Annotated in this window: 21 protein-coding genes; 3 read left to right on the top strand and 18 right to left on the bottom strand. The window is 73.4% G+C overall.

From position 1 onward, the window contains the following. Nucleotides 1-2 precede the first annotated feature (2 nt). Nucleotides 3-851, top strand: a complete 849-nt coding sequence (locus tag ACIPRD_RS17545) for a hypothetical protein (RefSeq protein ID WP_401563936.1) — start codon at nucleotides 3-5, stop codon at nucleotides 849-851. Nucleotides 852-952: 101 nt separating this feature from the next. Then, nucleotides 953-2515, top strand: a complete 1563-nt coding sequence (locus tag ACIPRD_RS17540; RefSeq protein ID WP_401563934.1) for an alpha/beta fold hydrolase — start codon at nucleotides 953-955, stop codon at nucleotides 2513-2515. Between the two features lie 48 nt (nucleotides 2516-2563). Here the strand turns inward: ACIPRD_RS17540 and ACIPRD_RS17535 are convergent, their stop codons facing one another. From ACIPRD_RS17535 to ACIPRD_RS17460, 16 genes are all read right to left on the bottom strand, one after another. Beyond that, on the bottom strand, nucleotides 2564-3442 hold the full coding sequence (locus ACIPRD_RS17535) for an amino acid ABC transporter permease (RefSeq protein ID WP_356399540.1): 879 nt from the start codon (nucleotides 3440-3442) through the stop codon (nucleotides 2564-2566). Next, nucleotides 3439-4083, bottom strand: coding sequence for an amino acid ABC transporter permease (locus ACIPRD_RS17530; RefSeq protein WP_356399542.1), 645 nt, complete (start codon nucleotides 4081-4083; stop codon nucleotides 3439-3441). The genes ACIPRD_RS17535 and ACIPRD_RS17530 overlap by 4 nt, the downstream gene beginning before the upstream one ends. An 11-nt stretch (nucleotides 4084-4094) precedes the next feature. Beyond that, the gene (locus tag ACIPRD_RS17525) at nucleotides 4095-5006 is read right to left on the bottom strand and encodes a glutamate ABC transporter substrate-binding protein (RefSeq protein ID WP_401564201.1); all 912 of its coding nucleotides are present in this window, start codon (nucleotides 5004-5006) and stop codon (nucleotides 4095-4097) included. A 119-nt stretch (nucleotides 5007-5125) separates the two neighbouring features. Continuing rightward, nucleotides 5126-5869 (bottom strand): amino acid ABC transporter ATP-binding protein, encoded by a 744-nt coding sequence (locus ACIPRD_RS17520; RefSeq protein ID WP_356399544.1) that lies wholly within the window; start codon nucleotides 5867-5869, stop codon nucleotides 5126-5128. Nucleotides 5870-6017: 148 nt separating this feature from the next. Then, nucleotides 6018-6467 carry a DUF6278 family protein gene (locus ACIPRD_RS17515; protein ID WP_401563932.1) on the bottom strand — a complete coding sequence of 150 codons (450 nt, stop codon included), beginning with the start codon at nucleotides 6465-6467 and terminating at the stop codon, nucleotides 6018-6020. 15 nt (nucleotides 6468-6482) lie between these two features. Then, on the bottom strand, nucleotides 6483-7262 hold the full coding sequence (locus tag ACIPRD_RS17510) for an exodeoxyribonuclease III (RefSeq protein WP_356399548.1): 780 nt from the start codon (nucleotides 7260-7262) through the stop codon (nucleotides 6483-6485). 39 nt (nucleotides 7263-7301) lie between these two features. After that, nucleotides 7302-7937, bottom strand: a complete 636-nt coding sequence (locus ACIPRD_RS17505) for an MBL fold metallo-hydrolase (protein ID WP_401563929.1) — start codon at nucleotides 7935-7937, stop codon at nucleotides 7302-7304. A 255-nt stretch (nucleotides 7938-8192) separates the two neighbouring features. Beyond that, on the bottom strand, nucleotides 8193-9482 hold the full coding sequence (locus ACIPRD_RS17500; protein WP_356399552.1) for an alpha/beta fold hydrolase: 1290 nt from the start codon (nucleotides 9480-9482) through the stop codon (nucleotides 8193-8195). A gap of 417 nt (nucleotides 9483-9899) precedes the next feature. After that, nucleotides 9900-12371, bottom strand: a complete 2472-nt coding sequence (locus tag ACIPRD_RS17495; RefSeq protein WP_401563925.1) for an SWIM zinc finger family protein — start codon at nucleotides 12369-12371, stop codon at nucleotides 9900-9902. Between the two features lie 1235 nt (nucleotides 12372-13606). Beyond that, a complete protein-coding gene (locus ACIPRD_RS17490; RefSeq protein WP_401563922.1) occupies nucleotides 13607-16501 on the bottom strand; it encodes a DEAD/DEAH box helicase in 2895 nt (964 codons plus the stop codon). Between the two features lie 170 nt (nucleotides 16502-16671). Next, nucleotides 16672-17253, bottom strand: coding sequence for a sugar kinase (locus tag ACIPRD_RS17485; RefSeq protein WP_401563920.1), 582 nt, complete (start codon nucleotides 17251-17253; stop codon nucleotides 16672-16674). Next, a complete protein-coding gene (locus ACIPRD_RS17480) occupies nucleotides 17250-18395 on the bottom strand; it encodes an ROK family glucokinase (RefSeq protein ID WP_356399559.1) in 1146 nt (381 codons plus the stop codon). Before ACIPRD_RS17480 ends, ACIPRD_RS17485 begins: the two co-directional genes overlap by 4 nt. 157 nt (nucleotides 18396-18552) lie before the next feature. Next, on the bottom strand, nucleotides 18553-19377 hold the full coding sequence (locus ACIPRD_RS17475; protein ID WP_356399561.1) for an ATP-binding cassette domain-containing protein: 825 nt from the start codon (nucleotides 19375-19377) through the stop codon (nucleotides 18553-18555). Beyond that, entirely contained in the window at nucleotides 19374-20453 is a 1080-nt protein-coding gene (locus ACIPRD_RS17470; RefSeq protein ID WP_356399563.1) for an ABC transporter permease, read from the bottom strand. Before ACIPRD_RS17470 ends, ACIPRD_RS17475 begins: the two co-directional genes overlap by 4 nt. Further along, entirely contained in the window at nucleotides 20450-21454 is a 1005-nt protein-coding gene (locus tag ACIPRD_RS17465) for a sugar ABC transporter substrate-binding protein (protein WP_356399565.1), read from the bottom strand. The genes ACIPRD_RS17470 and ACIPRD_RS17465 overlap by 4 nt, the downstream gene beginning before the upstream one ends. Nucleotides 21455-21652: 198 nt before the next feature. Then, a complete protein-coding gene (locus ACIPRD_RS17460) occupies nucleotides 21653-22402 on the bottom strand; it encodes a GntR family transcriptional regulator (protein WP_356399829.1) in 750 nt (249 codons plus the stop codon). A gap of 118 nt (nucleotides 22403-22520) precedes the next feature. Between ACIPRD_RS17460 and ACIPRD_RS17455 the strand changes: the two genes are divergently transcribed. Beyond that, nucleotides 22521-23537 (top strand): Gfo/Idh/MocA family oxidoreductase, encoded by a 1017-nt coding sequence (locus ACIPRD_RS17455; protein ID WP_401563915.1) that lies wholly within the window; start codon nucleotides 22521-22523, stop codon nucleotides 23535-23537. Between the two features lie 237 nt (nucleotides 23538-23774). On the opposite strand, the gene ACIPRD_RS17450 is transcribed toward ACIPRD_RS17455, so the two are convergent. Next, nucleotides 23775-24965, bottom strand: coding sequence for a cytochrome P450 (locus tag ACIPRD_RS17450; protein ID WP_401563912.1), 1191 nt, complete (start codon nucleotides 24963-24965; stop codon nucleotides 23775-23777). Between the two features lie 72 nt (nucleotides 24966-25037). After that, on the bottom strand, nucleotides 25038-25763 hold the full coding sequence (locus ACIPRD_RS17445) for a response regulator (protein WP_401563909.1): 726 nt from the start codon (nucleotides 25761-25763) through the stop codon (nucleotides 25038-25040). Between the last annotated feature and the right edge of the window lie 32 nt (nucleotides 25764-25795).

Raw genomic sequence — 25795 nt, 5'->3', positions numbered from 1 at the left:
GAATGCGCGCCGCTCTGGGTGTCGCGACGGCCCTGTGCGCCGGCGTGCTGCTCCAAGGATGCTCCAGCAACGACTGCACGGGTGGCTCGGTGTGCGGCGCGCACAACGCCGTCGACCGGCCCGCCTCTTCCGGCGCGGCCCGGGAACCCGCGGCGGGGGCGGCGGACGGCACGCTGCTGCTCACCACCAAGTGGCCGACCATCAAGTCGTGCGACGGCGCCACGTCCGTGGCGATGTCCTCGGGCGGCAGACCGCTCACGTCCTTCCTCCCCGACCAGCAGGACTTCCGCTCGCGGGTGGCGGCGCCGGACACCAAGGGCGGGGTCTGGGGCAGCGGGCACCTGTACCTGGACCTGAGCACCGGCAGCACGGACACCGTGGTCACCGTCGACGAGGTGCACCTCACCACCCGCGTACCGAAGAAGATCGCCCCACCGTCCTGGGTGGCCATGACCCAGGGCGGCTGCGGCGACGTGAAGGAGCGCGTGTTCGAACTCGACCTGGACAAGCCGCGACTCCTCGACAAGGGAGTCGAGGGCGGGGGGTACACCGACCCCACGGACCCCCCTGTGCGCACGAATCCGCTCGGGTCGGGTTTCACGGTCAGCGCCTCCGACCCCGCGATCATCCGGGTCGACGCACAGGCCTGCCGGGGCAACTACGAGTGGTCCCTGCAGATCGACTACAGCTACCGCGGGAAGAGCCTCCACAAAGTGGCCGGCCCGTTCAGGTCGTTCGGGGCGGGCGGTCCGCACACGGACGTCTACACTCCGAACCCCTCGACGGGAAAGATCGGGGCCCGTGCCACCACCGCGGACAACAGGCCGATCGGCTGCCCCGCGGCCTCGTAGAAGATTGTTACCCGTACGTAACTTACCGACGGGTTACCTGCGGTAAACGTCCCCCACTACCCTCGGCTCACTTTGCACGGGCACAAGCCGAGGAGTGGCTCATGGGACACGCCCGCATCACTTTGCGCACCGCCGCCGTCGGTGTCGTGTCGGCGGCGCTGATCGCCGGCGTGGCGGGCCTCGCTCCCGCCGCCCAGGCCGCCCCTTCCGTCCGCTTCGTGGACATCCCGGGTGACGGCGGCACCGTGCTGAAGGCGAACGTCGTCACACCCGCGGGCGACGACGGCTCACGGAGCTACCCGCTCGTCGTGCTGCCCACGAGCTGGGGCCTGCCGCAGGTGGAGTACCTCGCCCAGGCGCAGAAGCTCGCCGACTCCGGATACGTCGTGCTCACGTACAACGTGCGCGGTTTCTGGCAGTCCGGCGGCCAGATCGAGGTGGCCGGGCCGCCCGACGTGGCGGACGCCTCCAGGGTGATCGACTGGGCCCTCGCGCACACCCCGGCCGACCCCGCCCGGATCGGCATGGCGGGCGTCTCCTACGGGGCGGGCATCTCCCTGCTGGCCGCCGCGCACGACAAGCGGGTCAGGGCCGTGGCCGCGCTGAGCGGCTGGGCGGACCTCATCGGCTCGATCTACTCGGGGCGTACCCAGCACGTCCAGGCGGGCGCCCTGCTGGACGGCGTGGGCACCGTCACCGGCCGGGAGAGCCCCGAAGTCCGCCGTATCTTCGACCGCTTCTACGCCTCCGACCTCGCCGCCGAGCAGGAGATGACGGACTGGGGCCGCGAGCGCTCCGCCGCGACCTATGTCGACCGGCTGAACCGCAACGGCGCCGCCGTCATGCTCGCCGGAGCCTGGGGCGACTCCATCTTCCCGGTGAACCAGGACGCCGACTTCTACGGGAGACTGACGGTCCCCAAGCGGCTGGAACTGCGCCCCGGCGACCACGCGACACCCGAGATCACCGGTCTGTTCGGGCTGCCCAACGACGTGTGGACGGACACCGGACGCTGGTTCGACCACTATCTCAGGGGCGTCGACAACGGCATCGACCGGGAGCAGCCGGTCCAGCTGAAGCCGCGCACCGGGGGCGGCTACGAGACCTACCCGGACTGGAAGTCCCTGGCTTCGGACGACCGGAAGTTCGCGCTCGCCGGCTCCACCACCATCCACGCGAACGTCGACTCGGGCGCCGACGGCGGGACCGTCTTCCTGTCCAGCATCCTGGACCAGGTGGCCCAGCTGCCGCCGATGGCCCTGATACCGCTGCTGCCGCGCCGCTGGGCGGCCGTATGGCAGTCGGAGCGGTACACCACCCCCCAGCGGGTGCGCGGGACCGTCACGCTCCACACCACGCTCACGCCGACCGCGGAGAGCGGCACGTTCATCGCCTATGTGTACGACGTGGGCCCGCTCGGCGTCGGAAAGCTCGTCACGCACGCGCCGTACACCTGGCACGGGCGGGCGCCCGGCGAGCCGTTCGGCGTGGACCTGGACCTGTTCTCCACAGCCTACGACGTCCCCGCCGGGCACCGCCTCGCGGTCGTGGCCGACACAGTCGACCCGCTCTACACCGAGCACAACCCGTCCGGCGCGCAGCTGACCTTCTCCTCGCCGCAGGACGACCCGTCGTACGTGTCGGTCCCCGTGCGCGAGCAGTGATCCCCGGCTGCCGCCGGACGAGCATGGCCCGTGTGAACTGCCGCCCCCTTACGGTCTCGGGGCCGTGGGGGGCTCCCCACCCGGCAGCAGCGCCCCAGGTCCGGCCGTGGCGACCGCCACGGCTTCGGTCTTGGGACTGCGCTGCTCACGGCGGGACACCCAGCCGGCGAACCACGAGAGCAGCATGCACATCCCGATGTAGATCGGCGAGATCACCATCACCACAGGGATGAACGGCAAATCGTAGTCGAGGTTCGAGGCGATGAGTTTCCCGGCATGGAGGAACTCCTCGTAGGTGATGAGATAACCGAGCGAGGTATCCTTCAAGGCCACCACCAGCTGGCTGATGATGGCGGGCAGCATCGCCCGTACCGCCTGCGGAACGAGGACGTACGTCATGACCTGGGTCTTGCGCATGCCGAGCGCGAACGCGGCCTCCCGCTGCCCCCGGTCGACGGAGTTCACGCCGGAGCGGAAGACCTCGGCGAGCACCGAGCCGTTGTAGAGGGCGAGTCCGGCGACGAGCGCGGGCAGCGGCTGCACCTTCAGCGCCACGAAAATGAAGAAGATCATCACCAGGACGGGCATCGCGCGGAAGAACTCCACGAGCAGCGTGGCCAGCCAGCGCACCGGACGGTGGTCCGAGAGCCGTCCGACGGCGAGGACGCAGCCGAGGGCGAGCGAGAGCACGGCCGCCATGGCGAAGGCCTTGAGGGTGTTGCCGAGGCCGCGCAGAAGCAGCTCCTGGACGCCCTTGTACTCGAACGGGCTCCACTTGACCGCGGTGAACTGGTCCGTGGCGAAGAGGAGATACAGGATCCACGCGACGAGGCCGAGCAGGGCGGCCGTGGAGAGCGCCGCGTACAGACGGTGGCGCCTTCTGGTGCCGGGCCCCGGGACGTCGTAGAGCGCGGTCGCTCCGGTCATCGGGTGACTCCCCACTTCCGCTCCAGCAGGTTGAACAGGGCGCTGATGGCGAGCGTGATGATCAGATAGCCGAGGGCGATCCAGACGAACGTCCAGACGATGTTGTAGCCCAGCTCGCTGAGGGTCTTGTAGGTGCCGAGCAGTTCGGTGACGCTGAACGCGCCCGCGATGGCGGAGTTCTTGGCGAGCGCGATGAGTGTGGAGCCGACGGGCGGGATCACCGACCGGAACGCCTGCGGCAGGACGACCACGCCGAGCGTCTGGCGGAAGGTCAGGCCGAGGCTGCGGGCGGCCTCTCCCTGCCCCGTGGGCACGGTGTTGATGCCGGCGCGCAGTGCCTCGCAGATGAACGCCGAGGTGTAGCAGCCGAGGGCGAGCACGGCGAACAGCTCGAAGGGCAGCACGAGTCCGAACCGGGGCAGCCCCAGCACCACCGCGAAGAACAGCAGCGTGAGCGGGGTGTTGCGCAGCACGGTGACCCACACGGTGCCGAAGACGCGCAGCGAGCCGACGGGCGCGACCCGGAAGGACGCCATCACGAAGCCCAGCGCGAGGGCCAGCAGGGAGGCGTAGACGGTCAGTTCGACCGTGCCGAGGAAACCCTGGAGGTAGAGCGGGAAGTTGTCCGTCAGTACGTTCATGCCGTCCTAGCTCAGCTCGCCGGGTAGCGGTCGATCGCGGGCGGCCGGGGGGCCGGGACGCCCGACAGACCGAGCGTCGCGTCGTACGCCTTCTTCCAGTCGCCGTCCTTCTCGCGTGCCGCGAGCGCGTCGTCGAGGGCGAAGCGCAGCGCGTTGTCACCGCGCGGGACACCGATGCCGTACGGCTCCTCGGAGAACGGCCTGCCGACGACCTTCAGCTCGTCCGGGACCTTGGCCGCGTAGCCGATGAGGATGGCGTCGTCGGTGGTGACCGCGTCGACCTGATAGGTCAGCAGGTTGTCGACACAGGCCGAGTAGGTGTCGTAGGAGACGAGGACCGCCTTCGGGTAGTCGGCCTTGATGCGCTGGTACGGCGTGGAGCCGGTGGCCGAGCAGACGCGCTTGCCTGCGAGGTCCTCGGGGCCGTGGATGTCGTTCTCGTCCTTGCGGACCAGCAGGGACTGGCCGGCCATGTAGTAGGGGCCGGCGAAGCCGACGAGCTTCTTGCGGTTGTCGTTGATGGTGTAGGTGCCGACGTAGTAGTCGATCTGGCCGTTCTGCAGGGCGGTCTCGCGGTTGGCGGAGGCGATGGTGCGGAAGCGGATGCGGTCGGGCGGCAGGCCGAGGGAGGCCGACATCATCTTGGCGATCTCGATGTCGAAGCCCGCGTAGGTGCCCCTCGCCGGGTCCTTCTCGCCCAGGTAGGGCTGGTCCTCCTTGACGCCGACCACGAAGTAGCCGCGTTTCGCGGCCCGTCGCCAGGTCGGGGAGTCCGGCAGGCTGAAGCCGCGGTCGACCTGGTAGTGGGGCAGCTTGTCGACGGCCGGGCCCTTGGTCGGCGGGCTGCCCTCCTTGCCGCAGGCCGCGGCGGACAGCAGCGCGAGCAGGGCGAGAAGGGCCCGCAGAACGCGCCGGGCGCACAGGGCATGTGAGGCGCGCGGGACCGGGCGCGGAGCACTCGGAGCGGCGCGCCGGGCGCGCGGGGCGGGGCGCGGGGCGCCGGACGCACGGGTGGTACGGAACACGGGTCGGACTCCCCCGGTCAGTGCTTGAGGATCTTGGAGAGGAAGTCCTTGGCGCGTTCGCTGCGCGGGTTCGTGAAGAACTCCTCGGGGCTGCGGTCCTCGACGATCCGGCCGTCGGCCATGAAGACGACGCGGTTGGCGGCGGAGCGGGCGAATCCCATCTCGTGGGTGACGACGACCATCGTCATGCCCTCCTGGGCGAGCTGCCGCATGACCTCCAGCACCTCGTTGATCATCTCGGGGTCGAGGGCGGAGGTGGGCTCGTCGAAGAGCAGGGCCTTGGGGTCCATGGCGAGGGCGCGCGCGATGGCCACGCGCTGCTGCTGCCCGCCGGAGAGCTGTGCGGGGTACTTGCCTGCGTGGGCCAGCAGGCCGACGCGGTCGAGGAGTTCACGGGAGCGCCGGTCGGCCTCCGCGCGCTTGCGGCCGCGGACCTTGACCTGCGCGAGGGAGACGTTCTCCAGGACCGTCTTGTGGGCGAAGAGGTTGAAGGACTGGAAGACCATGCCGACCTCGGCACGGAGCCGGGCGAGGGCCTTGCCCTCCTCGGGCAGCGGCTGCCCGTCGAGCGTGATCGTCCCGGACTCGATGGTCTCCAGGCGGTTGATCGTCCGGCACAGCGTCGACTTCCCCGACCCGGAGGGGCCGACGACCACGACCACCTCCCCCTTGCCGACGGTCAGATCGATGTCCTGCAGCACATGCAGATCCCCGAAGTGCTTGTTGACGTCCCGCAGCTCGATCAAGGGATCGACGGCCATCCGCAGCCCTACTCACATTCCGCCGTGTCGTGGTCGCCGCAAACTATCCAGACACCGGCGGGGCGGGGGGACGACACGCACCTTCCGGGCATTAACCGTATTTACGCCGCCCGTTGTACGTGGGTGCCCGCCGCGTGTGCCGCCGGGCTCAGGTCTCGGCGACCTCCGCGTACAGCTGCGACAGTTCGGGGACGCCGCTCACGGCCCACTCCCGCCCGTACTCCCCCACTTCGATCTCACGGCCGGAGGAGAGCCGTACGACGGGCTCGCCGTCGCGCCGGATCCGCCAGACGGCGCCGGGCACGGTGCGGACGACGACCGTGCCCAGGTACAGCCCGGCGTCATGGCCCAGCCAGGGCAGCGTCTCCGCGTCGTCGCGCCAGCGCGGGACGAGCTGGTCCAGGGCCTCCAGGGAGGCCGGTGTGTCGTCCAGGCGGACGCCGGCCTGGGCCGCCTGGGCACGGAGGAGTTCGCACTCGGACATCAGAGCGGCGATCGCCCCGGGGTCGGCGGGGAGCTCCCCCGCGCCCGGACGCGCGGACGGACCCCCTCCGTCGCCGTTCTTCTCGTGCCTCGGGCCCAGGAACGGAATGCGCATGGGCCCAGCGTGGCATCAGACGTCGAGGTCGACCACCACCGGCGCGTGGTCGGACGCGCCCTTGCCCTTGCGCTCCTCACGGTCGACGTAGGCGTCCTCGACGGCCTTCGTGAACGGCTCGTTGCCGTACACGAGGTCGATGCGCATGCCGCGGTTCTTGGGGAAGCAGAGCTGACGGTAGTCCCAGTAGGTGTACGGGCGGTCGTACTTCAGCGGGCGCGGGACGACATCGGTGAGGCCCGTGCCGCGCAGGGAGGCGAGGGCGGCGCGCTCGGCGGGCGTGACGTGCGTGGCGCCCTCGAAGGCGGCCACGTCGTAGACGTCGTCGTCCGTCGGCGCCACGTTGTAGTCGCCGAGGACCGCGAACGGGCGGCCGCCCGCCGCGTCGGAGGCGACGGCGGCCTTCAGCGCCTCGAACCACTGCATCTTGTACACGTAGTGCGGGTGCTCCACCTCGCGGCCGTTGGGCACGTACACCGACCAGACGCGGACCGGTCCGCAGGTCGCCGAGACGGCACGCGGCTCGGTCACGCCGTCGTACCCCGGGTCGCCGGGCAGGCCCTTGACGACGTCCTCCAGACCGACGCGGGAGAGCACCGCCACGCCGTTCCACCGGCCGGTGGCGTGGACCGCGGCCTCGTAGCCCAGTTCGCGCAGCGGCTCGAACGGGAACTGGGCCTCGGCGACCTTGGCCTCCTGGAGGCAGAGCACGTCGGTGCCGCTGCTCTCCAGCCAGGCCAGCAGCCGCGGCAGGCGGGCGGTGATCGAGTTCACGTTCCAGGTGGCGATGCGCATGTCCCCCAACCTACCCGGCGGGTGTGACAACGCCCCGGCTCACAGCTCGGCCGACGCCCCGGGGGCGAGCCGCAGGTGCTCGGCGCCGCCGAGGGCGCCGATCTGGTTGTCGTAGATCGGCCGGGCCAGGTCGGTGAGGAGGGCGTCGTGGATGTCGTACGCGCGCTGCGGCCCGACCTCGCGGACGTAGTCGATGACCTCGGAGATCTTGTTCCACGGGGCCATGACCGGCAGCATCAGCATCTCCACCGGCAGGCCGGGGACGGTGAGGGCGTCGCCGGGGTGGAAGACGCGCCCGTCGTCGATCAGGTAACCGACGTTGGTGATGCGCGGGATGTCCGGGTGGATCACCGCGTGCAGCTCGCCGTGGACCTGGACGTCGAAGCCCGCGGCGGTGAAGGTGTCGCCGTGCCCGACGGTGTGCACGCGCCCGGGGAAGGCCGCGGAGATCTTCTCCGCGACCGACCTCAGCGTCCAGATCTCCGCGTCCGGGGAGGCCTCCAGAGCGGCCCGCAGCCGGCCCTCGTCGAAATGGTCGGCGTGCTCGTGCGTGACCAGGACGGCGTCCGCGCCGAGGGCGGCGTCCTCCTCGCTGAAGGCGCCCGGGTCGATGACGAGCGTCCGCCCGTCCTTCTCCAGCCTGACGCAGGCGTGCGACATCTTCGTGAGCTTCATGGAGCCATCCTGCCGTGACGGCCCGGCCGCGGCCGGTACCGGGGCCGGGCGGCGGGCCGGGTTCCGGAGCCGAGTGCCGTAGCCGAGTGCCGGAGCCGGTGCTGGGCGGTGGGTATCGGGACGGGGCCGGGCGGCGGGTGTCGGGGGGGGTCGGGGGGCGGCCGGGCGGCGGCCGGGTGCCGGGCAAAGGCCGGGTGCCGGGCAAAGGCCGGGTGCCGGGCGGCGGTCACCCGGCGGTCCCGCGGCCGGGGCCTGTCACTCGGTCGGGGTGGTCTCCTCGAGGATGACCTGCTGGGCCACCCGGAAGGCGCTGCCGGCCGCCGGGATGCCGCAGTAGACGGCCGTCTGGAGCAGCACTTCCTTGATCTCGTCGGGGGTGAGTCCGTTGCGCAGGGCGGCACGGGTGTGGGAGGCCAGGTCCTCCAGGTGGCCCCCGGCCGCCAGCGCGGTGAGCGTGACACAGCTGCGGGTACGGCGGTCCAGGCCGGGCCGGTCCCAGACCTCGCCCCAGGCGTAGCGGGTGACGAACTCCTCGAAGTCCCCGGAGAAGTCCCCGGCCTGCCCCAGCTCCCGGTCGACGTGGGCGTCGCCCAGCACCTCCCGGCGGAGCTTCAGCCCGGTGTCGTACCGGTCCGGCGATCCGGCCGGCTGCGGCACCGCGGCGGCGGGGGCGATCTCGGCGACCGGGACGGCCTGCGGGGCCGCGGTCACGGCCGGGACGGCCGCGGCGGCCGGCAGAGCCGTCTGACCGGTGTCGTACGGCTGCTGCCAGGCGGTGGAGAAGTGCCGTACGAGGAGGTCGGTGACGGCCGCGGGCTGCTCGACCGGCACCAGGTGGGAGGCGCCGGGGACGACCGCGAGCCGGGCGTCCGGTATCCCGGCGACCAGGGTGCGGGCCTCGGCCGGACCGGTGATCTGGTCCTCGGAGCCGACCAGGACGAGCGTCGGCACGCCGACCCGGCCCAGCTGGGGGCGCACGTCGAACCCGGCCAGGGCCTCGCAGCCGGCGATGTAGCAGCCGGGGTCGGTGGTGCGCACCATCTGCACGGCCCACTCGGTGATCGCGGGCTGGGCGGCGGCGAAACCGCCCGTGAACCAACGGTCGGGCGCGCTCCGGGCGATCGGGTCGAGCCCGTTGGCCCTGACGATCACCCCGCGCTGACGGAACTCGTCGGCGCTGCCGAACCGGGGGGAGGCGGCGACCAGCGCGAGCGAGGCGAGCCGCTCGGGGTGGCGCAGGGCCAGCTCGATACCGATGGCGCCGCCGAGCGCGCAGCCGGCGTATCCGAAGCGCTGCACGCCGAGGCCGTCCAGCGTGGCGAGCAGCCGGGTCGTCAGTTCGCCGACCGAGCCGACCGGGTGGGCGGGGGCACCGCCGTGGCCGGGCAGGTCGAACCGGAAGACCCGCCACTGCTTGACCAGCTCCGGCACCTGACGGTCCCACATGTGCCAGGTGGCCCCGAGGGAAGGGCCGAGGATGAGCACCGGAGCGTCTTCCGGGCCGTCGAAGCGGTATTGGAGGGCAGGGGTCTTCGTCTCACTCACCGCACCACGCTAACCGCCTCCGGAGCGGCGGCGGCTCCGGGCCCCCTGATGCGGGCACGGTAACTCCTGGAATCGCCGGAAAACCCACACACCGTTTTCACCGGAGGAGGGCGGCGGGGGCGCGGACGGGTGCGGAGGGCGCGCGGACGGGTGCGGACGAGGCTCGGACGGATGCGGCGGCGTCCGCGGGAGCCTGACGGCGTGTCCGGGCGGATGTCCGCTGTCCGCTGTCCGCGCGGGCGGGCGAGCGTCCGCGCGGGCGGGCGAGTGTCCGCGTGGACGGATCGACGCTCGCGGGGGCGGGTGGGGGCCCGCGCGGACGGACCGGCGCTCGCGCGGGCGGGCGCCCGCCTCCGCGGACGGGTGCTCACGCGGGCGGGCTGGGGTCCTCCCGGGCGGGCGGGGCCCCGCCCCGTGTCAGAGGTCGCCGGGGAGGGTCGATCCGGTGAGGGCGCCCACCGGGTCGAGGTCGGGCGTGCCCCGGGGCCACCAGTCGTCCTGGCCGGGCTCCGACTCGTAGGCGTACCACAGTCCGTCCCGGCCGAGGCGGAGCTGGAGATGGCCGAGGGGGTGGGTGAGCCGGTTGCGCCAGGGGCGGAAGGCGGGCAGGTCGGCGGCGAGCAGCAGCGGGCGGGCCCGGTCGAAGCGGCCCGCGGGCGGGTCCCACGCCTCCTCCAGGACGTCCAGTCCGAACGATCCGCCCTGCCGCCACGCGGCGACCGCCCGCGCCAGGTCGGCCGTGGTGCGGTCGGTGGCGGCGGCGAGCGTGGCGTACAGGGCGCGGGTGGCCGCGGTCAGGCCGGAACCCGGCCGGGCCGCGGCGAGCCGTACGGCGTCCTGCCACAGGGTCAGTCCGGCGACCGGGTCGACACCCGCGGCGAGCAGCGCGTGCGCGCGTGCGGCGGCTTCGGTCGCGAGCTGGTCCAGCGCGAAGGGGTCGGGGCCGCCGGGCACCGACGGGTACGCGGGCGGCTGTTCGGGGTGCGGGGGCACCGGCAGCGGAGCGGGCAGGGGCGGCAGCCTGCGGGCGGCGTCCAGCGCCTCCGCGGCACGGACGCCGGGCAGGGGCTCCGGCTCCCGTTCACGGGCGGCGCGGGCGGCGCGCGCGGCGCTGCGGCGGGACAGCGCGTCCAGCAGTTCCCGTTCGCCCCGGCCGCGCAGCAGAAGCAGGACGAAGGGGTCGGCGTCGAGCAGACGTGCCGTCTGGTAGCAGAGCGCCGCCGCGTGCTTGCAGGGGCGACCGGCGTCGGGGCAGCTGCAGTGCGGGACGAGGTCTCCGGGGCCGGGCAGCAGGGGCACACCGCAGTCCGCCAGCGACTGCGGGAGCTCCTTGTCGAGCAGGGCCGCGATGTGGCCCGGCCGGTCGGCCGCGGCGTCCAGGAAGCGCTCCCAGTCCGCGTCGTCCAGCGTGCGCAGGCGTACCTGCACCCGGTACGGCCGTGGCCGGCTGCCGCGTACGTACGCCAGCACCTGACCCGGCGTCACGGTGATCGCGTCCACCTTCCCGAGGTCCGCGTATCCGCGTCCGCGGCTCAGCCGTCCCGCGTCCAGCGCCTGTCGTTCCAGCGCGTCGGCCCAGGCGTTGCCCCACCAGGTCCCGGCGAACGCCTCGGCGTCCCGCACCCCGGTCCTGGGCCCGAACGCCGGGAAGGTACGGCGGAGGTCGCCGTCCCGGTGCGGGGTGGCCATGGTGGCGGGGACCTGCGGGGGTGCGGCGGGGGCCGGGCCCGCGGGGCCGAACCGCGGGGCCGGGGCTACGTCCGCGCCGGTGCCGCCCCCGGGGCGGCGCCACGACAGGGGATCGATGCCCTCCAGCGCACGGAGCGGCATCCCCCAGGAACCTGCGGCCGCCTCCGGCCCAACCGATGCCTCGCCCCTCGGAGCGCCGTGCGCGGGGCGGTCGAGAGCGTCGGGGCCGTCGAGTCCATCGGTTTCATCGCGGGCGCCGGTGCGGTTACGGGCGTCGGTGCGGTCGCGGGCGTCGGGGCCGTCGAGTCCATCGGTTTCATCGCGGGCCCCGGTGGGGTTACGGGCGTTGGTGAGGTCGCGGGCGTCGGGGCTGGTGAGGCCGTCGAGAGCGTCGGTGTCGTCGCGGCCGAGGATGCCGTCGCGGGCGTCGGTGCCGGCGGTGCCGGCGGTCCCGGCGGTGTCGTCGTGACCGTCGAGTGCGTCGCGGGCGTCGGTCCCGTCGCGGGCGTCGGTCCCGGCGGTGTCGTCGCCGCCGTCGAGTGCGTCGAGGCCGTCCCTGTGGTCGATGTGGGCGATGCGGGCTATGTCGTCAAAGGCACGCGGCGGTACGGCTGCGGACGCGGCCACCCGCCCAGGTTCCTCTAGGGGAGCCTCCGGCACGGCGGACCCCGGACTGCCGGACGCACCGGCAGAAGCGGCCGAGGCCGACAGTGCCGACGGGGCCGCCGTCGACCCGATCCCCTGCGCGTGCTCGTTGCGCGCGGACTCCTGAAGCCCGGGCTCGCCGAGGCCGGGCTCCCCGAGCCGGGCCTCCCGCGATTCCGGACCGCCAGGGCCACGGGTCGGAGCGTCCGGCAGATCATCCACGCGCCCGTGCTCCTCCGGCGCGGCCCCGGTGAGCCCGGACTCCACGCGGCGCGGCCCGCGGGCCCGCACACCGGCCGAGCCGAGCCCGCGCCGGGCCACGGACCCGCCCCGCTCCCCCGCGTCGGCGCCGTCCGCCGCATCCGCCGCATCCACCGGGAAGCCCGTCCCGGGACCGCGCTCCTGCGAGGAGGGCGCGGGACCGGAGCCGGCCGGGGTCGCGGAAACGGAGCCGTTCCGGGTCACGGAGTCATCGGGAGCGCCGCTCTCGGCCCCCTCCGCGTCGTCGTCGACCCAGGTGGGCATGCGGAAGGCGGTCGCCAGGAACTGGCGCATGTCACGGGCCGTACGGGCGCGGGCGCCGCTCCCGGGCTCGGCTCCGCCCCGGCCGGCGACGGCACGGGGCGGAACCGCGGAGCGCTCCGACCCGGTGGCCGCACGCCGGGAGCGCGGCTGCGCCTCCTCGGCGGCACGTGCGGCGGCGCGTGCCGCCCTCAGCGCCTCACGCGCCACGTCCCCGGGACGCGCCGGAGCGGCGGATCCGGTCCGTCCGTCCCGCTGATCCGCCTCGGCAGGACCGGCGGAGCCCGCAGCCCTGAACGCCGCCCGCGCGGCGTCACCAGGCCTCGTCAGCTCGGGGGAAGTGTCCCCGGCGCTCGCGGAAGCCGACGCATCACCGCTGTCCCCTTCCAGTCCTCCGACAGAGCCGTCGGCGCCGGCGGCTCGCAGCGCGGCCCGCGCGGCGTCACCGGGGCGCGTCACGTCAGGGGCAGCATCCCCGGCGCTTCCGGGGGCGGACGAGTCACGGCTGTCCCTCTCCGGCCCCCCAGCGGAGCCGACGGCGTCCGCAGCCCGCAGCGCGGCCCGCGCGGCGTCACCGGGCCTCGGTGCCGTACCGGCGCGACGGTCGGACGTGGTCCCACCGGCGGCGGGCTCGGACACTCCGTGCGTCCCCGTGCCGCCGGTGGGGCCTGCGACGTCGGCTGCGCGCAAGGCCGCCCGCGCGGCCTCACCCGGCCGCTGATCCACGGCGGTACGACCTGGCACGGTTTCGTCGGAGCTCGGGGCGGCCGACGACGCGGGCGCGTCCGGTTCCGCCACGTCCTGGGCGGGCGCCGCCGGGACGGCAGCCGCGCCGCCGCGGCGGCCTTCCGCGCCGGAGTCCGTGTCACGAGGCGGTCCGGCGGTTCCGGCGCCGAAGCCGGCGTCCCGCAGTGCTCCGGCGATGCCGATCGGGTCGGAGCCGGTGCCCCGGGGCGAGACGGCGGTGCCGCCCGTGTCGGAGGCGGCGACTCGCAGCGGGCCAGCCGGGTCGCTCGGGTCGGCGCCGGCGTCCCTCAGCGGGCCAGCAGGGTCGCTCGGGTCGGAGCCGGCGTCCCTCAGCGGGCCGGCCGGGTCGCTCGGGTCGAAGGTGGTTGCCGGGCCGGGGGGCTGCTCGGAATCAGGGGTGTCCGTGGGGCGGGAGGGCGGGGGCTGCCGGCGGGCAGACGCCTCGCGCTGCGCGCTCGCTCGTTCGCGTGCTTCCCTCAGGGCGCGGCGGGCCGCGTCGCCGGGGCGGTGTTCCGTGGGGGTCACGGGGTCCTCCGCAGGGAGACGAGGTCGGACAGATCGCGGTCGGTGAGCTCGGTGAGGGCCGCTTCGCCGGAGCCGAGGACGGCGTCGGCGAGGGCGCGCTTGGAGGCGAGCATCTCGGCGATGCGGTCCTCGACGGTGCCCTCGGTGATCAGACGGTGGACCTGGACGGGCTGGGTCTGGCCGATGCGGTAGGCGCGGTCGGTGGCCTGTTCCTCGACGGCCGGGTTCCACCAGCGGTCGAAGTGGACGACGTGGCCCGCGCGGGTGAGGTTCAGGCCGGTGCCGGCGGCCTTGAGGGACAGGACCAGCAGCGGGGTCTCCCCGCTCTGGAAGCGGTCCACCATGCGCTCGCGCTCGGCGACGGGGGTGCCGCCGTGGAGGAGCTCCACCGGGACCGCGCGGGCGCCCAGGTGCGCGGTGATGAGGCGCGCCATGCCGACGTACTGGGTGAAGACCAGTGCCGAGCCGTCCTCGGCCAGCACGGTGTCGAGCAGCTCGTCGAGGAGGGCGAGCTTCCCGGAGCGCAGGGCCGTGGCGGTCGTACCGCGCGGGGCGGGCTGCTGCGGATCCTCCTTGAGGTAGAGCGCGGGATGGTCGCAGATCTGCTTCAGGGCGCCGAGCAGCTTGAGGACGAGGCCCCGGCGGGCCATGCCCTGGGCGGTCTCGATGGCCGCCATCGACTCGCGCACGACGGCCTCGTAGAGCGCGGCCTGTTCCCGGGTGAGCGGGACGGGGTGGTCGGTCTCGGTCTTGGGCGGCAGCTCGGGGACGATCCCGGGGTCGGACTTCTTGCGGCGCAGCAGGAAGGGTCGCACGAGGCGGGCGAGCCGGGCCGCCGCCTCCCCGTTGTCGTCGTTCTCGCTGTTCTCGACCGCGCGCGCGTGGCGGGCGCGGAAGGACTTGAGGGGGCCGAGGAGGCCGGGGGTGGTCCAGTCGAGCAGGGCCCACAGTTCGGAGAGGTTGTTCTCCACCGGGGTGCCGGTGAGGGCCACGCGCGCGGGTGCCGGGATGGTGCGCAGTGCCTTGGCGGTCGCGGAGTACGGGTTCTTCACGTGCTGGGCCTCGTCGGCGACGACCATGCCCCAGGGCTGTTCGGCGAGCCGGGCGGCGGCGGAGCGCATCGTGCCGTACGTGGTGAGGACGAAGCCGCCGTCCAGGCCGTCCAGGCTGCGTTCGGGGCCGTGGAAGCGGCGGACGGGGACGCCGGGTGCGAAGCGGGTGATCTCGCGCTGCCAGTTGCCGAGGAGGGAGGCGGGGCAGACCACCAGGGTGGGCGCGGTGCGGGCCCGCTTCAGGTGCAGCGCGATCAGCGTGATCGTCTTGCCGAGGCCCATGTCGTCGGCGAGGCAGCCGCCGAGCCCGAGGGAGGTCATGAGGTCGAGCCAGGCGAGGCCGCGGAGCTGGTAGTCGCGGAGGGTGGCGGCGAGACCGGCGGGCGGTTCGGCGGGGGCGAGACCGGCGGTGAGGCGGTCGCGCAGGGCGGCGAGCGCGCCGGCGGGGACGGCCTCGACGGTCTCCCCGTCGACCTCGGCGGTGCCGGTGAGCGCGACGGACAGCGCGTCGACGGGGTCGAGCAGGCCGAGTTCGCGTTTGCGGGCCTTGCGGACCAGGGCGGGGTCGACCGTCACCCAGCGGTCGCGGAGCCGTACGACCGGCCGGTGGGCCTCGGCGAGGGCGTCCATCTCGCCCTCGGTGAGGGGGTCGCCGCCGAGGGCGAGCTGCCAGCGGAACTGGAGCAGGTCCTGGCTCTCGAAGAACCCGGTGCCGTCGGTCGCCGAGCCGGGGGCGGGGCGGAGGACCGCGGTGGCCGTGAGGTCGCGGGCGAGGTCCTTCGGCCAGTGCACGGCGACCCCGGCGGCGGCGAGCCGGGAGGCGGCCACGCCGAGCAGGTCGACGGCCTCCTCCTCGGACAGGGCGAGGACGTCGGGGACGTCCTGCTCGGCGAGCCGGTCCAGGGGCGGCCAGACGCGGGCGGCGCGCCGGACGGCGAGGGCGGCGTCCACACGGGCGCGTGGTCCGAAGGCGGCGTCGGCCTCCCCGGCCCACAGGGCCGCCGCGTCGGTGACGAGCGTCGGGTCGGCGAGGCTGTGCACCTGCACGATCGCGGCCCCGGCGGAGCGCACGCCCCGGGCCTCCTCCGATGCGCCGGAGTCGAAGACGTCGTGGGCGGACAGGTCCAGGCGCAGCGAGACGCGCACGCCCGCGTCCATGCCGGCGGCCACCTCGGCCGCCCAGTCCTGGGCGTGGGGCAGCCGCTGGGGGGCGCGGGCGGCGAAGGGGCCGCCGGAGGCGTGCGGGGCGGCCGGGGTGCGGGGCAGGGTGTCGGCGACGGCGTCCAGGAAGGAGCGGACCAGGGCTTCCGGCTCAGGCAGCCGGAGCGGGCCGGGTCCGGGCAGGGGGACGGCGTGGCCCTCCGGGGGCAGGGCGGCGGCCACCGCGCGCAGGTGGGCGAGGTCTTCGGGTTCCAGCGGTCCGGCCCGCCAGGCGTCGTGCCCGTCCGGGGTGAGGCCGGGCAGCAGGCGGCCGCGGGCGACGAGCCGCAGGGCGTGCAGCGCGGCGGCGCCCCAGCAGGCGGTGGCGGGGTGGGCGGACGGGTCGCGGCGGGCCCCGGCCAGCGACGGCAGGGCGTCGGCGAGCGGGAGGATCAGCGCGGGCACCTGGCGGCGGCGCGCGGTCGCGCCCTGGCGCCGTACGACGGTCAGCTCGGCGGCTTCGGCGGTGGTGCCGGTGGCGGCGGGGAGGGGGCCCGCGTCGGGGTCCCAGAAGGCGACACGGCCCTCGCGCGGGAGCGGGGCGGGCAGGTACACGCAGGCGAGGCGTGCCGGGAGGGGGCTCCCGGTCCGTCCGGAGCCCGCCATGCGCCCGGCCACCGCGGCCGTGCCGTCGCTCATACGCCCTGCCACCTCCCGCCCGTGCGTCGGATCGGACGTCTTCGACTGTACGGGCGGGGTCTGACAATCGGCTCCGGCGCTGGTCACGGCCGGTCCGGGGAGCGTCCGGGGCCAGTGAAGACCCTCCGGTCCCGCATCAGGCCGCGGACCGGGGAGGCAGGGTCCATGGCCTACGGGACGGTGCGGGAGACGACGTACACCATCGGGTATTTCGGGTCGGACGTGTTCACGACCACGTCCTGGGTGGGCGCCGGGTTCTTCTGCCTGCGGGTGACGCCGGCCCAGGGGCCGGGGCCGCCGAAGTCCCAGCCGGAGACCTTGCGGTCCCGGGGGCCGATGGTGATGTGGTTCTTCACGAGCTGGTCGGAGCGCAGGCCCATGGTGCCGAGGAAGCTGTCCAGGCCGGCGTCGTTGGTGCGGAACTGCACGTACAGGCGGCTGGTCTTCCAGTTGTTGGTCTCGTAGTAGGCGACGCGGTCGGCGGGGTGCGGGACCGTCACCTGGTACAGGCGGCGCTGGACCTTCGAGGGCCAGCCGGAGGTGAGGCCGGTGGCCGAGTACTTGGCTTCCTTGTCCTTGCCGCTGTTGCGGCTCTGGTTGGCGGAGATCACCAGGTAGCCGGCCGGGACACCGATGAGCAGGACGATGATCAGCAGGGTCAGCGCCCTGCGTTTCGCCTTGTGGCGCGGGTCCTCGGGCGGCCGGCGGGGCTCGTCCGGGGGGTCGGCCTGGTGGGGCAGCGACGCGCTCATGCGGTGTCCTGGTCGCGGCGGGACTGCGCGTAGCGCTCGTACCGCTCGTGGCGCTCCACGCGGCGCCGCCGGGCGCGCCGGAAGCGGCGGGCGACCAGCCTGGCGAGGTCGGCCGCGCCGACCATGCCGGCCTCGGGGCCGAGCTGGGCGCGGGTGATGCGGGCTTCGGGGCGGTAGCCGCGGCCGGTGAGGTGGCGCTTGAAGGCGTCCCGGGCGGGGCCGATGAGCAGGTCGTCGGCTGCGCTGACGCCGCCGCCGATGACGAAGCAGGAGGGGTCGAGGGCGGCGGCGAGGTTGGCGATGCCGACGCCGAGCCACTGGCCGATGTCCTGGAGCAGCTCGATGCACATGGCGTCGCCCTCGCGCGCCAGCTCGGTGATCATGGGGCCGGTGATGTCGCCGATGTGGCCCTTGACGTGCTCGATGATGCCGTAGGCGACCGGGGAGTCGGCGGCGGCCAGTTCCCGGGCCTCGCGGACGAGCGCGTTGCCGGAGCTGTACTGCTCCCAGCAGCCGCGGTTGCCGCACGGGCAGCGGTGGCCGCCGGGCACGACCTGCATGTGGCCGAACTCGCCGGCCACGCCGAACTTGCCGCGCTTGACCTGGCCGTCCTCCAGGATGGCGCCGCCGATGCCGGTGCCGAGCGTGATCATGACCAGGTGGTCCTCGCCGCGCCCGGCGCCGAAGCGCCACTCCGCCCAGGCGGCGGTGTTGGCGTCGTTGTCCACGAGGACCGGCACGGACAGGCGGCCGGAGAGGCGGTCCCGCAGGGGTTCGTTGCGCCAGGACAGGTGGGGGGCGAACAGGACGCGGTTGCGGTCGGCGTCGACCCAGCCGGCCGCGCCGATGCCCACCGCGTGCACGTCGTGGCGGTCGGAGAGGTCCAGGACCAGTTCGACGATGGTGTCCTCGACGACCTGGGGGCTCTTGGACTTGTCCGGGGTCTCCGCGCGGAGCTTCTCCAGGATGTTGCCGTCGGCGTCCACGACGCCCGCCATGACCTTGGTGCCGCCGATGTCGATCCCGACCGTCGGCACGCGGGGTGCGGTCAGGTGGGAGCGGCGCTCCCGGGTGCCGACCGTGCGGAGGACGGGGGCCCGGCGGGAGCCGATGGGGGCGGTGAGGTCGCGGTAGGTGCTCATCGTTGGTCGATTCTGCCTCACCGGGAGGGCCGGTGCGTCGCGGGACGGGGCGCGGGGCGCCCGGCCGGCGGCGGGTGCCGGTGCGCCGGCCGCGTCCGGGCGGCCGGGCCGCGCGGACGCCCGGCCATGGCCCGTCCCCGTGTTCCTTCAGTCTGCTTCAGTTCCGCTGGAGTTCGTGGACCAGCGCGTCCAGATCGGCTCCGCCGGCCATCTGCTTGGTCAGCTCGTCCAGGGTGATCTCGTCGCGTGTGTGGTTGCCCACCATGGTGCCGCGCCGGAGGAGGACGAAACGGTCTCCCACCAGGTAGGCGTGGTGCGGGTTGTGGGTGATCAGTACGACGCCGAGGCCGTTGTCCCGTGCTGCGGCCACATATTTGAGGACCACACCGGACTGCTTCACACCCAGTGCGGCCGTGGGCTCGTCCAGGACGAGGACCTTGGCGCCGAAGTACACGGCGCGGGCGATGGCCACGCACTGGCGCTCGCCGCCGGACAGGGTGCCGATGGGCTGGTCGACGTCGCGCAGGTCGATGCCCATGCGCAGCAGCTCGGCGTGGGTGGTGCGGCGCATGAGGTCGACGTCCAGGCGCTTGAACGGACCCGCGCCCCTGCGGGGCTCGGAGCCGAGGAAGAAGTTGCGCCAGACCGGCATCAGGGGCACCACGGCGAGGTCCTGGTAGACCGTGGCGATCCCCAGATCCAGGGCCTGGCGCGGGGAGGAGAGCCGGGTCTCCTCGCCCTCGACGCGCAGGGTGCCGCCGTCGTGCTGGTGCAGACCGGCGACGGTCTTGATCAGCGTCGACTTGCCCGCGCCGTTGTCGCCGAGGACGCAGGTGATCTCCCCCGCGTGGACCTCCAGGCTCACGCCCTCCAGGGCGCGGACGTTGCCGTAGTACTTGCTCACGTCGGTCAGCTCGACCAGCGGCGTGCGGGCCGCGTTCGCGGAGCCGGCCGGCGGGTTGGTCTCGGCGCTCTCGTTCATTTCGCGGCCTCCGCGCGCTTGCGGACCCAGAGGTTGAGCAGGGTCGCGAGGAGCAGCATCGCTCCCAGGAAGAACTTGAACCAGTCGGGGTTCCACTCGGCGAAGACGATGCCCTTGCTGGTCATGCCGAAGATGAGCGCGCCGACCGCCGAGCCGATGGCGCTGCCGTAGCCGCCGGTGATCAGGCAGCCGCCGATGACGGCCGCGATGATGTAGATCATGTCGTTGCCGACGCCCTCGCCGGACTGGACGGCGTCGAAGGAGAACAGCAGGTGCTGGCCGGAGATCCAGGCGCCGAGCGCCACGGCCATGTAGAGGCCGATCTTGGTCTTGGCGACCGGGACGCCGACCGCGCGGGCCGCGTCCTGGTTGCCGCCGACCGCGAAGATCCAGTTGCCGACGCGGGTGCGCAGCAGGATCCAGGAGGCCACGGCGACGAGGCCGAGCCACCACAGGATGGTGACCTTGAAGTCGACGCCGCCGACGGTGAGGGTCGAGGCGAAGACGGCGTGGGCGCTGGGGAAGCCCTCCATGTCGGCGATGGTCTTGGTGGAGACCGTGCCGTCGATCAGCTTGGTGAAGCCGAGGTTCATGCCGTTCAGCATCAGGAACGTGCCCAGCGTGATGATGAAGCTGGGCAGCTTGGTCCGGGTGAGCATGAACCCGTTGAAGGCGCCGATGGCCAGGGTGAACAGCAGCGAGACGCCGGCGCCGACCCAGGTGTTGGCCGTCATCTGGTAGCTGAACATCGAGGAGATCAGCGCGGAGGACGTCACGAGGACGCCCGAGGAGAGGTCGAACTCTCCGCCGATCATCAGCAGGGCCACGGGCACGGCCATGATCCCGATGACCGAGGAGGCGTACAGGACCGTGGCGAGGCTCGCCGGGTGCAGGAACCCGTCGGCCATGACGGCGAAGAAGACGAAGACGGCGATCGCGCCGACGACCGAGCCGAGCTCGGGGCGGGCGAGCAGCTTCCGCAGCGGCGAGGTCTGCAGAATCCTTTCGTCGGATGTCTTGTCCGGCAGGGCGCCCGGCGGGCCGGCCGCGCCCCGTTCGTCGGTCGTGGTGCTCATCGGGTGCCCCGCTCGGTGTACTCCGCCAGCGCGGACGCCTGGTCCTTGGTGATGATCTGCGGGCCGGTGAGGACCGGCTTGCCGCCGCCGAGGACGTCGCCGTTGTACTTGTACAGCCACAGCAGGTCGACGGCCTGGTAGCCCTGGAGGTACGGCTGCTGGTCCACGGCGAAGCCGAGGGTGCCGTTCTTCAGTTCCGCGGCCACCTGGGCGTTGAGGTCGAAGGTGTCGATCTCGGCCTTGCTGCCGGCGTCCGCCTTCGCCTTCACGGCGGTGTCGGCGTAGGGCGCGCCGAGGGTGACGACCGCGTCCAGGGACTTGTCGGCCTGGAGCTTGGCCTCGATGGCGGACTGCGTGTCGGGCATGTTCGTGCCGTTGACGTAGAGCTTGCGCAGCTTGCCGTGGAAGGTCTTCGCCACGCCGTCGCAGCGCTGCTCGTGGCCGACGTTGCCCTGCTCGTGCAGGACGCACAGGGCGTTCTTCCTGCCCCGCTTGTTCAGCTCGTCGCCCACGGCCTCGCCGGCGATGGTCTCGTCCTGGCCGATGTGGGTGAGGGCGCCGAAGGCCTTGGACTCCTCGGAGCCCGAGTTCACCGTGACCACCGGGATGCCCGCCTTCTCGGCCCGCGCCACCGCGGCCTTCATGGCGTCCGGCTTGGCGAGGGTCACGATGATGCCGTCGACCTTCTTGTCGACCGCCGCGTCGACCAGCTGGGCCTGCTGCTGGGCCTCGTCGTCGTGCGAGTACAGGAAGTTGATGTTGTCCTTGACGGCGGCCTGCTTGGCGCCGCTCTGCACGATGTCCCAGAAGGTGTCGCCGTCTCCCGAGTGGGTGATCATCGCGAAGGTCCAGCGGGGCGTGTTCACCGCCGACCTGCCCTGGGCGGCGGCAGCCTTGCGGGCGTCCTCGGCCCGCTTGCCGCCGGTGCTGCTGCAGCCGGCGAGGGAGAGGCCGAGCGCCCCTGCCACCGCGATGCCTACCCAGGTCCGAAACCGTGCCACGAGGCGTTGCCCTTCTTGCCGTGCTCTGACTTTGTGCTCCTACAGGCGCAAGGGGCGGGCGAGCACACGGCGCGCCGCGCCGGCGGGCTCACCTGCCCCAAACACTTCAGTATCGAACACGGTAAACACCCGCGATATGCCCGGGGAACCCAAACCGGTCACATTGTCCTGACATTATGACGAACGTGGACGGCCCCCTCAGGGCCGTACGAGCAGCTGGAATTCGAAGGAGTAGCGGGCCGGACGGTAGGTGTGGTCGCCGAGTTCGACCGCCCGGCCGGTGTCGTCGAATGTGACGCGTTGCATGGTGAGCAGCGGGGCGCCCTCCGGCTCGGCAAGCCTCTCGGCCTCCGCCGCGGTGGCGCCGCGCGCGCCGATCGACTGGCGGGCGCTGTGCAGGGTGATGCCGGCGGAGCGCATCAGCCGGTACAGGCCGGTGGCCTCCAGCCGGCCGGTGTCCAGGTCGAGCAGGCCGGACGGCAGGTGGTTGATCAGGTAGGCGATCGGCTCGCCGCGCGCGAGGCGCAGCCGCTCGACGCGGTGCACGTCGGCGCCCTCGGGGACGCCGAGCGCGGCGGCCACCTCGGCCGGGGCCGGGACGACGGTGTTGACCAGGACCTTGGTCGTCGGCCGCTGGCCGGCCGCCTCCAGGTCGTCGTAGAGGCTGCTGAGCTCCAGCGGGCGCTTGACCTGGCTGTGCACGACCTGGGTGCCGACGCCCCGGCGGCGGACCAGCAGACCCTTGTCGACCAGCGTCTGGATGGCCTGGCGGACGGTGGGCCGGGACAGACCGAGCCGGGCGGCCAGCTCGATCTCGTTGCCCAGCAGGCTGCCGGGAGTGAGGACACCGTGCTCGATGGCGGACTCCAGCTGCTGGGAGAGCTGGAAGTACAGCGGCACCGGGGAACCGCGGTCCACACGCAGCTCCAGCGAGACGGTCGGGTCCACTTCTGGTTTCGGCACGGGCCCGAGCGTAGTCCGGCGCCCGGTTGACGGGAAGTTGTGTAGTCCGATTGTCAGGACATGCGGATTGACAGCGTGGCGGGTCGGCCCTCAGGTTGTTCCCATGCGCATCGGGGTCATCGGTACGGGCCGCATCGGCACCATTCACGCGAACACGCTGAGCCGCCATCGGGAGGTCGGATCACTGATCCTCACGGACACGGATCCGGCACGCGCGCAGGCGGTGGCGAACCGGCTGGGCGAGACGGCCGCGCCGAGTGTGGACGAGATCTTCAGGTGGGGCGTGGACGCGGTGGTGATCACCACCGCGACCTCCGCGCACGCCGAACTGATCGGCCGGGCGGCCCGCTCGGGCTTACCCGTCTTCTGCGAGAAGCCGATCGCCCTCGACCTGCCGGGCACGCTGCACGCGCTCGCCGAGGTGGAATCGGCCGGCACCGTGCTGCAGATGGGCTTCCAGCGGCGCTTCGACGCGGGCTACGCGGGCGCCCGGGAGGCCGTGCGCTCGGGGCGGCTCGGCCGGCTGCACACCGTGCGGGCCATGACCTGCGACCAGTCCCCTCCCCCGCCGGAGTGGCTGCCGCTGTCCGGCGGCCTGTTCCGCGACACCCTGATCCATGATTTCGACGTGCTGCGCTGGGTGACGGGCCGCGAGGTGATGGACGTGTACGCGACCGGCTCGGACGCCGGGCCCGCGATGTTCCGCGAACACGGTGACGTGGACACCGGGGCCGCCGTGCTCACCCTGTCCGACGGCACCCTCGCGACGGCGACCGCGACCCGGCTGAACGGGGCCGGGTACGACGTCCGCATGGAACTGGCCGGTGAGCGGGACACGGTGGTGGTCGGCCTCGACGACCGCACCCCGCTGGCCTCCACCGAGCCGACGGGCCCCCCGCCCGCCGACAAGCCGTGGAGCGGCTTCCTGGAGCGGTTCGGCCCCGCCTACGAGGCCGAGCTGTGCGCCTTCGTCGAGGTCGTGCGCGGTGAGCGGGCCAACCCGTGCGACGGTCGCGAGGCCCTCCAGGCGCTGCGGGTGGCCGAGGCCTGCGAGATCTCGCGGCGCGAGCGCCGGCAGGTCCGGCTGACGGAGGTCCCGGACCGGTTGCTGACGCCGTAGGGAGCGGCCGGGGAGGCGGGCGCCCGGAATGCGCTCCGGCGCTCCACGCTCCGCCCGTTCACCCGCGGCCCTCCACGCCCGCGCTCACCGCTGACCTCTGACGCCTGACCGCTGACCTCTGACGCCTGACCGCTGACCGCTGACCGCTGACCGCTGACCGCTGACGGCTGACCGCTGACGGCTGGCGGCTGGCGGCTGGCGGCTGGCGGCTGGCGGCCCAAGCCTCATGGCCGCCGCTCACCAGCGGACCGGCAGCGTGCGCACCCCTCTCATCAGCATGCCCGGGAGCCACTCGCCCGGGGCGGGGTCCAGGGCGAGGCCGGGAGCGCGGGCCAGGAGGCTGCCGATGGCGGTACGGCCCTCCAGGCGGGCCAGCGGAGCGCCCAGGCAGTAGTGGATGCCGTGTCCGAAGGCGAGGTGGCCGCGGGTGTCGCGGCGGATGTCGAAGCGGTCCGGCTCGGCGTAGCGGCCGCCGTCGCGCTGGGCCGCGCTGAGGCCGATGAGCACGGGTTCGCCCTGTCCGATGGCCGTGCCGGCGATCTCCAGCGGCTCGGCGGCGAAGCGGTACGTGGCGGTCTCCACCGGTCCCTCGTAGCGCAGCATCTCCTCGACGGCACCGTCGAGGAGGTCCATGTCGGCGCGCAGGGCGGCGAGCTGGCCGGGGTGGGTGAGGAGGGCCAGGACGCCGTTGCCGATGAGGTTGACGGTGGTCTCGTGTCCGGCGATGAGCAGCAGGTAGGCCATGCCGCGCAGCTCCGTCGGGGAGAGCCGGTCGCCGTCCTCGGCCGTGGTGCGGATCAGGTCGCTGAGCAGGTCGTCGGTCGGGCCCGCGCACCGCTTGTCCTCGATCAGCTCGGTGAGGTACTCGCCGAAGCGGACGACGGCGTCGTACTCCGCCTGCTCGCTGGTGGGCGCGACCACCTCGGTGGTGATCTTGCGGAACTCGGCGCGGTCCATGTCGGGGACGCCGAGGAGTTCGCAGATCACGGTGAGGGGCAGCGGGTAGGCGAGGGCGTCGATGAGGTCGGCGCGGCCGCGCGGGATCATCTCGTCCAGCAGGTCGTCGGTGATGCGCTGGATCCGCGGGCGCAGCCGCTCCATCCGGCGCGCGGTGAAGGCGCGGGTGACCAGCGAGCGCAGGCGGGTGTGCTGCGGCGGGTCGGTGACCAGGAGGTTCTTGCCGATCAGCTCCTCGTCCAGGAACCTCAGGCCGATCCTGCCGCCGTCCTTGGCCAGCCGCGGGTCGGCGAGAGCGGCGCGGGCCTCCTCGTACCCCACGACCAGCCAGGTCTCGCGGTGCTGGTCGATCCCCGGCATCCGGACCCGGTGCACGGGGCCCCGCTCGCGCAGGAGGGCGTACACCGGATGGGGGTCCCGGCGGAACTCGTCGCCGTACTCCCCCAGGTCGATCACAGTTGGCCTGTCCATCGCTCCCCTTCCGGACTCCCCCGAGGCCTGCCGGGCGCGCCCCGGTGACCGGTCAACGTCCGAGGCGTCCGCTCAGTGCCCGGCCTCCGGCGTGTCTCCGCGTCCGTCCCCCGGTGAGTCCTCCCGGCGTCCGTCCTCCAGGTATCCCCCGTCGTAGGCGAGCAGGGCGATCTGGACGCGGTTGCCGAGGTCCAGCTTGGCGAGGATGCGGGAGACATGGGTCTTGACGGTGGGCACGCTCATGAACAGCTCGGCGGCGATCTGCGCGTTGGCCAGGCCCCGGCCCACGGCGACGGCGACCTCCCGCTCGCGTTCGTTGAGCCGGGCGAGCCGCGCACGCGCGCGTGCCTGGCGGGAGTCCGCGGCGGTGCCGGCCGCGTGCCGCATGAGCTGGCGGGTGACGGCGGGCGAAAGCACCGGCTCCCCCGCGGCGACCCGGCGGACCGCGTCGACGATCTCGGCGGGCGGGGTGTCCTTGAGCACGAACCCGGCGGCGCCCGCGCGCAGCGCGTGCAGGACCTGCTCGTCGGCGTGGAAGGTGGTGAGGACCACCACCTCCGGGGCGTCCGGCAGCGCACGCAGCCGCCGGGTGGCCGTGATGCCGTCCACGGCCGGCATCCGGAGATCCATGAGCACGACGTCCGGCCCGGTCCGCGCGGCCACCGTCTCGGCCTCGTCCCCGTCGGCGGCCTCGCCGACGATCTCGATGTCCCCGGCCCCGCCGATCATCAGCGCGAGCCCGGCCCGCACCAGGGGGTCGTCGTCGACGAGGAGGAGTCTGATCGGCGTCGCAGTCATGGGCTCACGAAATCACGTCCGCGCACCGGACA

It is taken from the genome of Streptomyces sp. NPDC090108 (assembly GCF_044747185.1).
GTDB lineage: Bacteria > Actinomycetota > Actinomycetes > Streptomycetales > Streptomycetaceae > Streptomyces.
The sequence above is the reverse complement of the archived record's forward strand: the minus strand, read 5'-3'. Positions and strand labels throughout refer to the sequence as shown.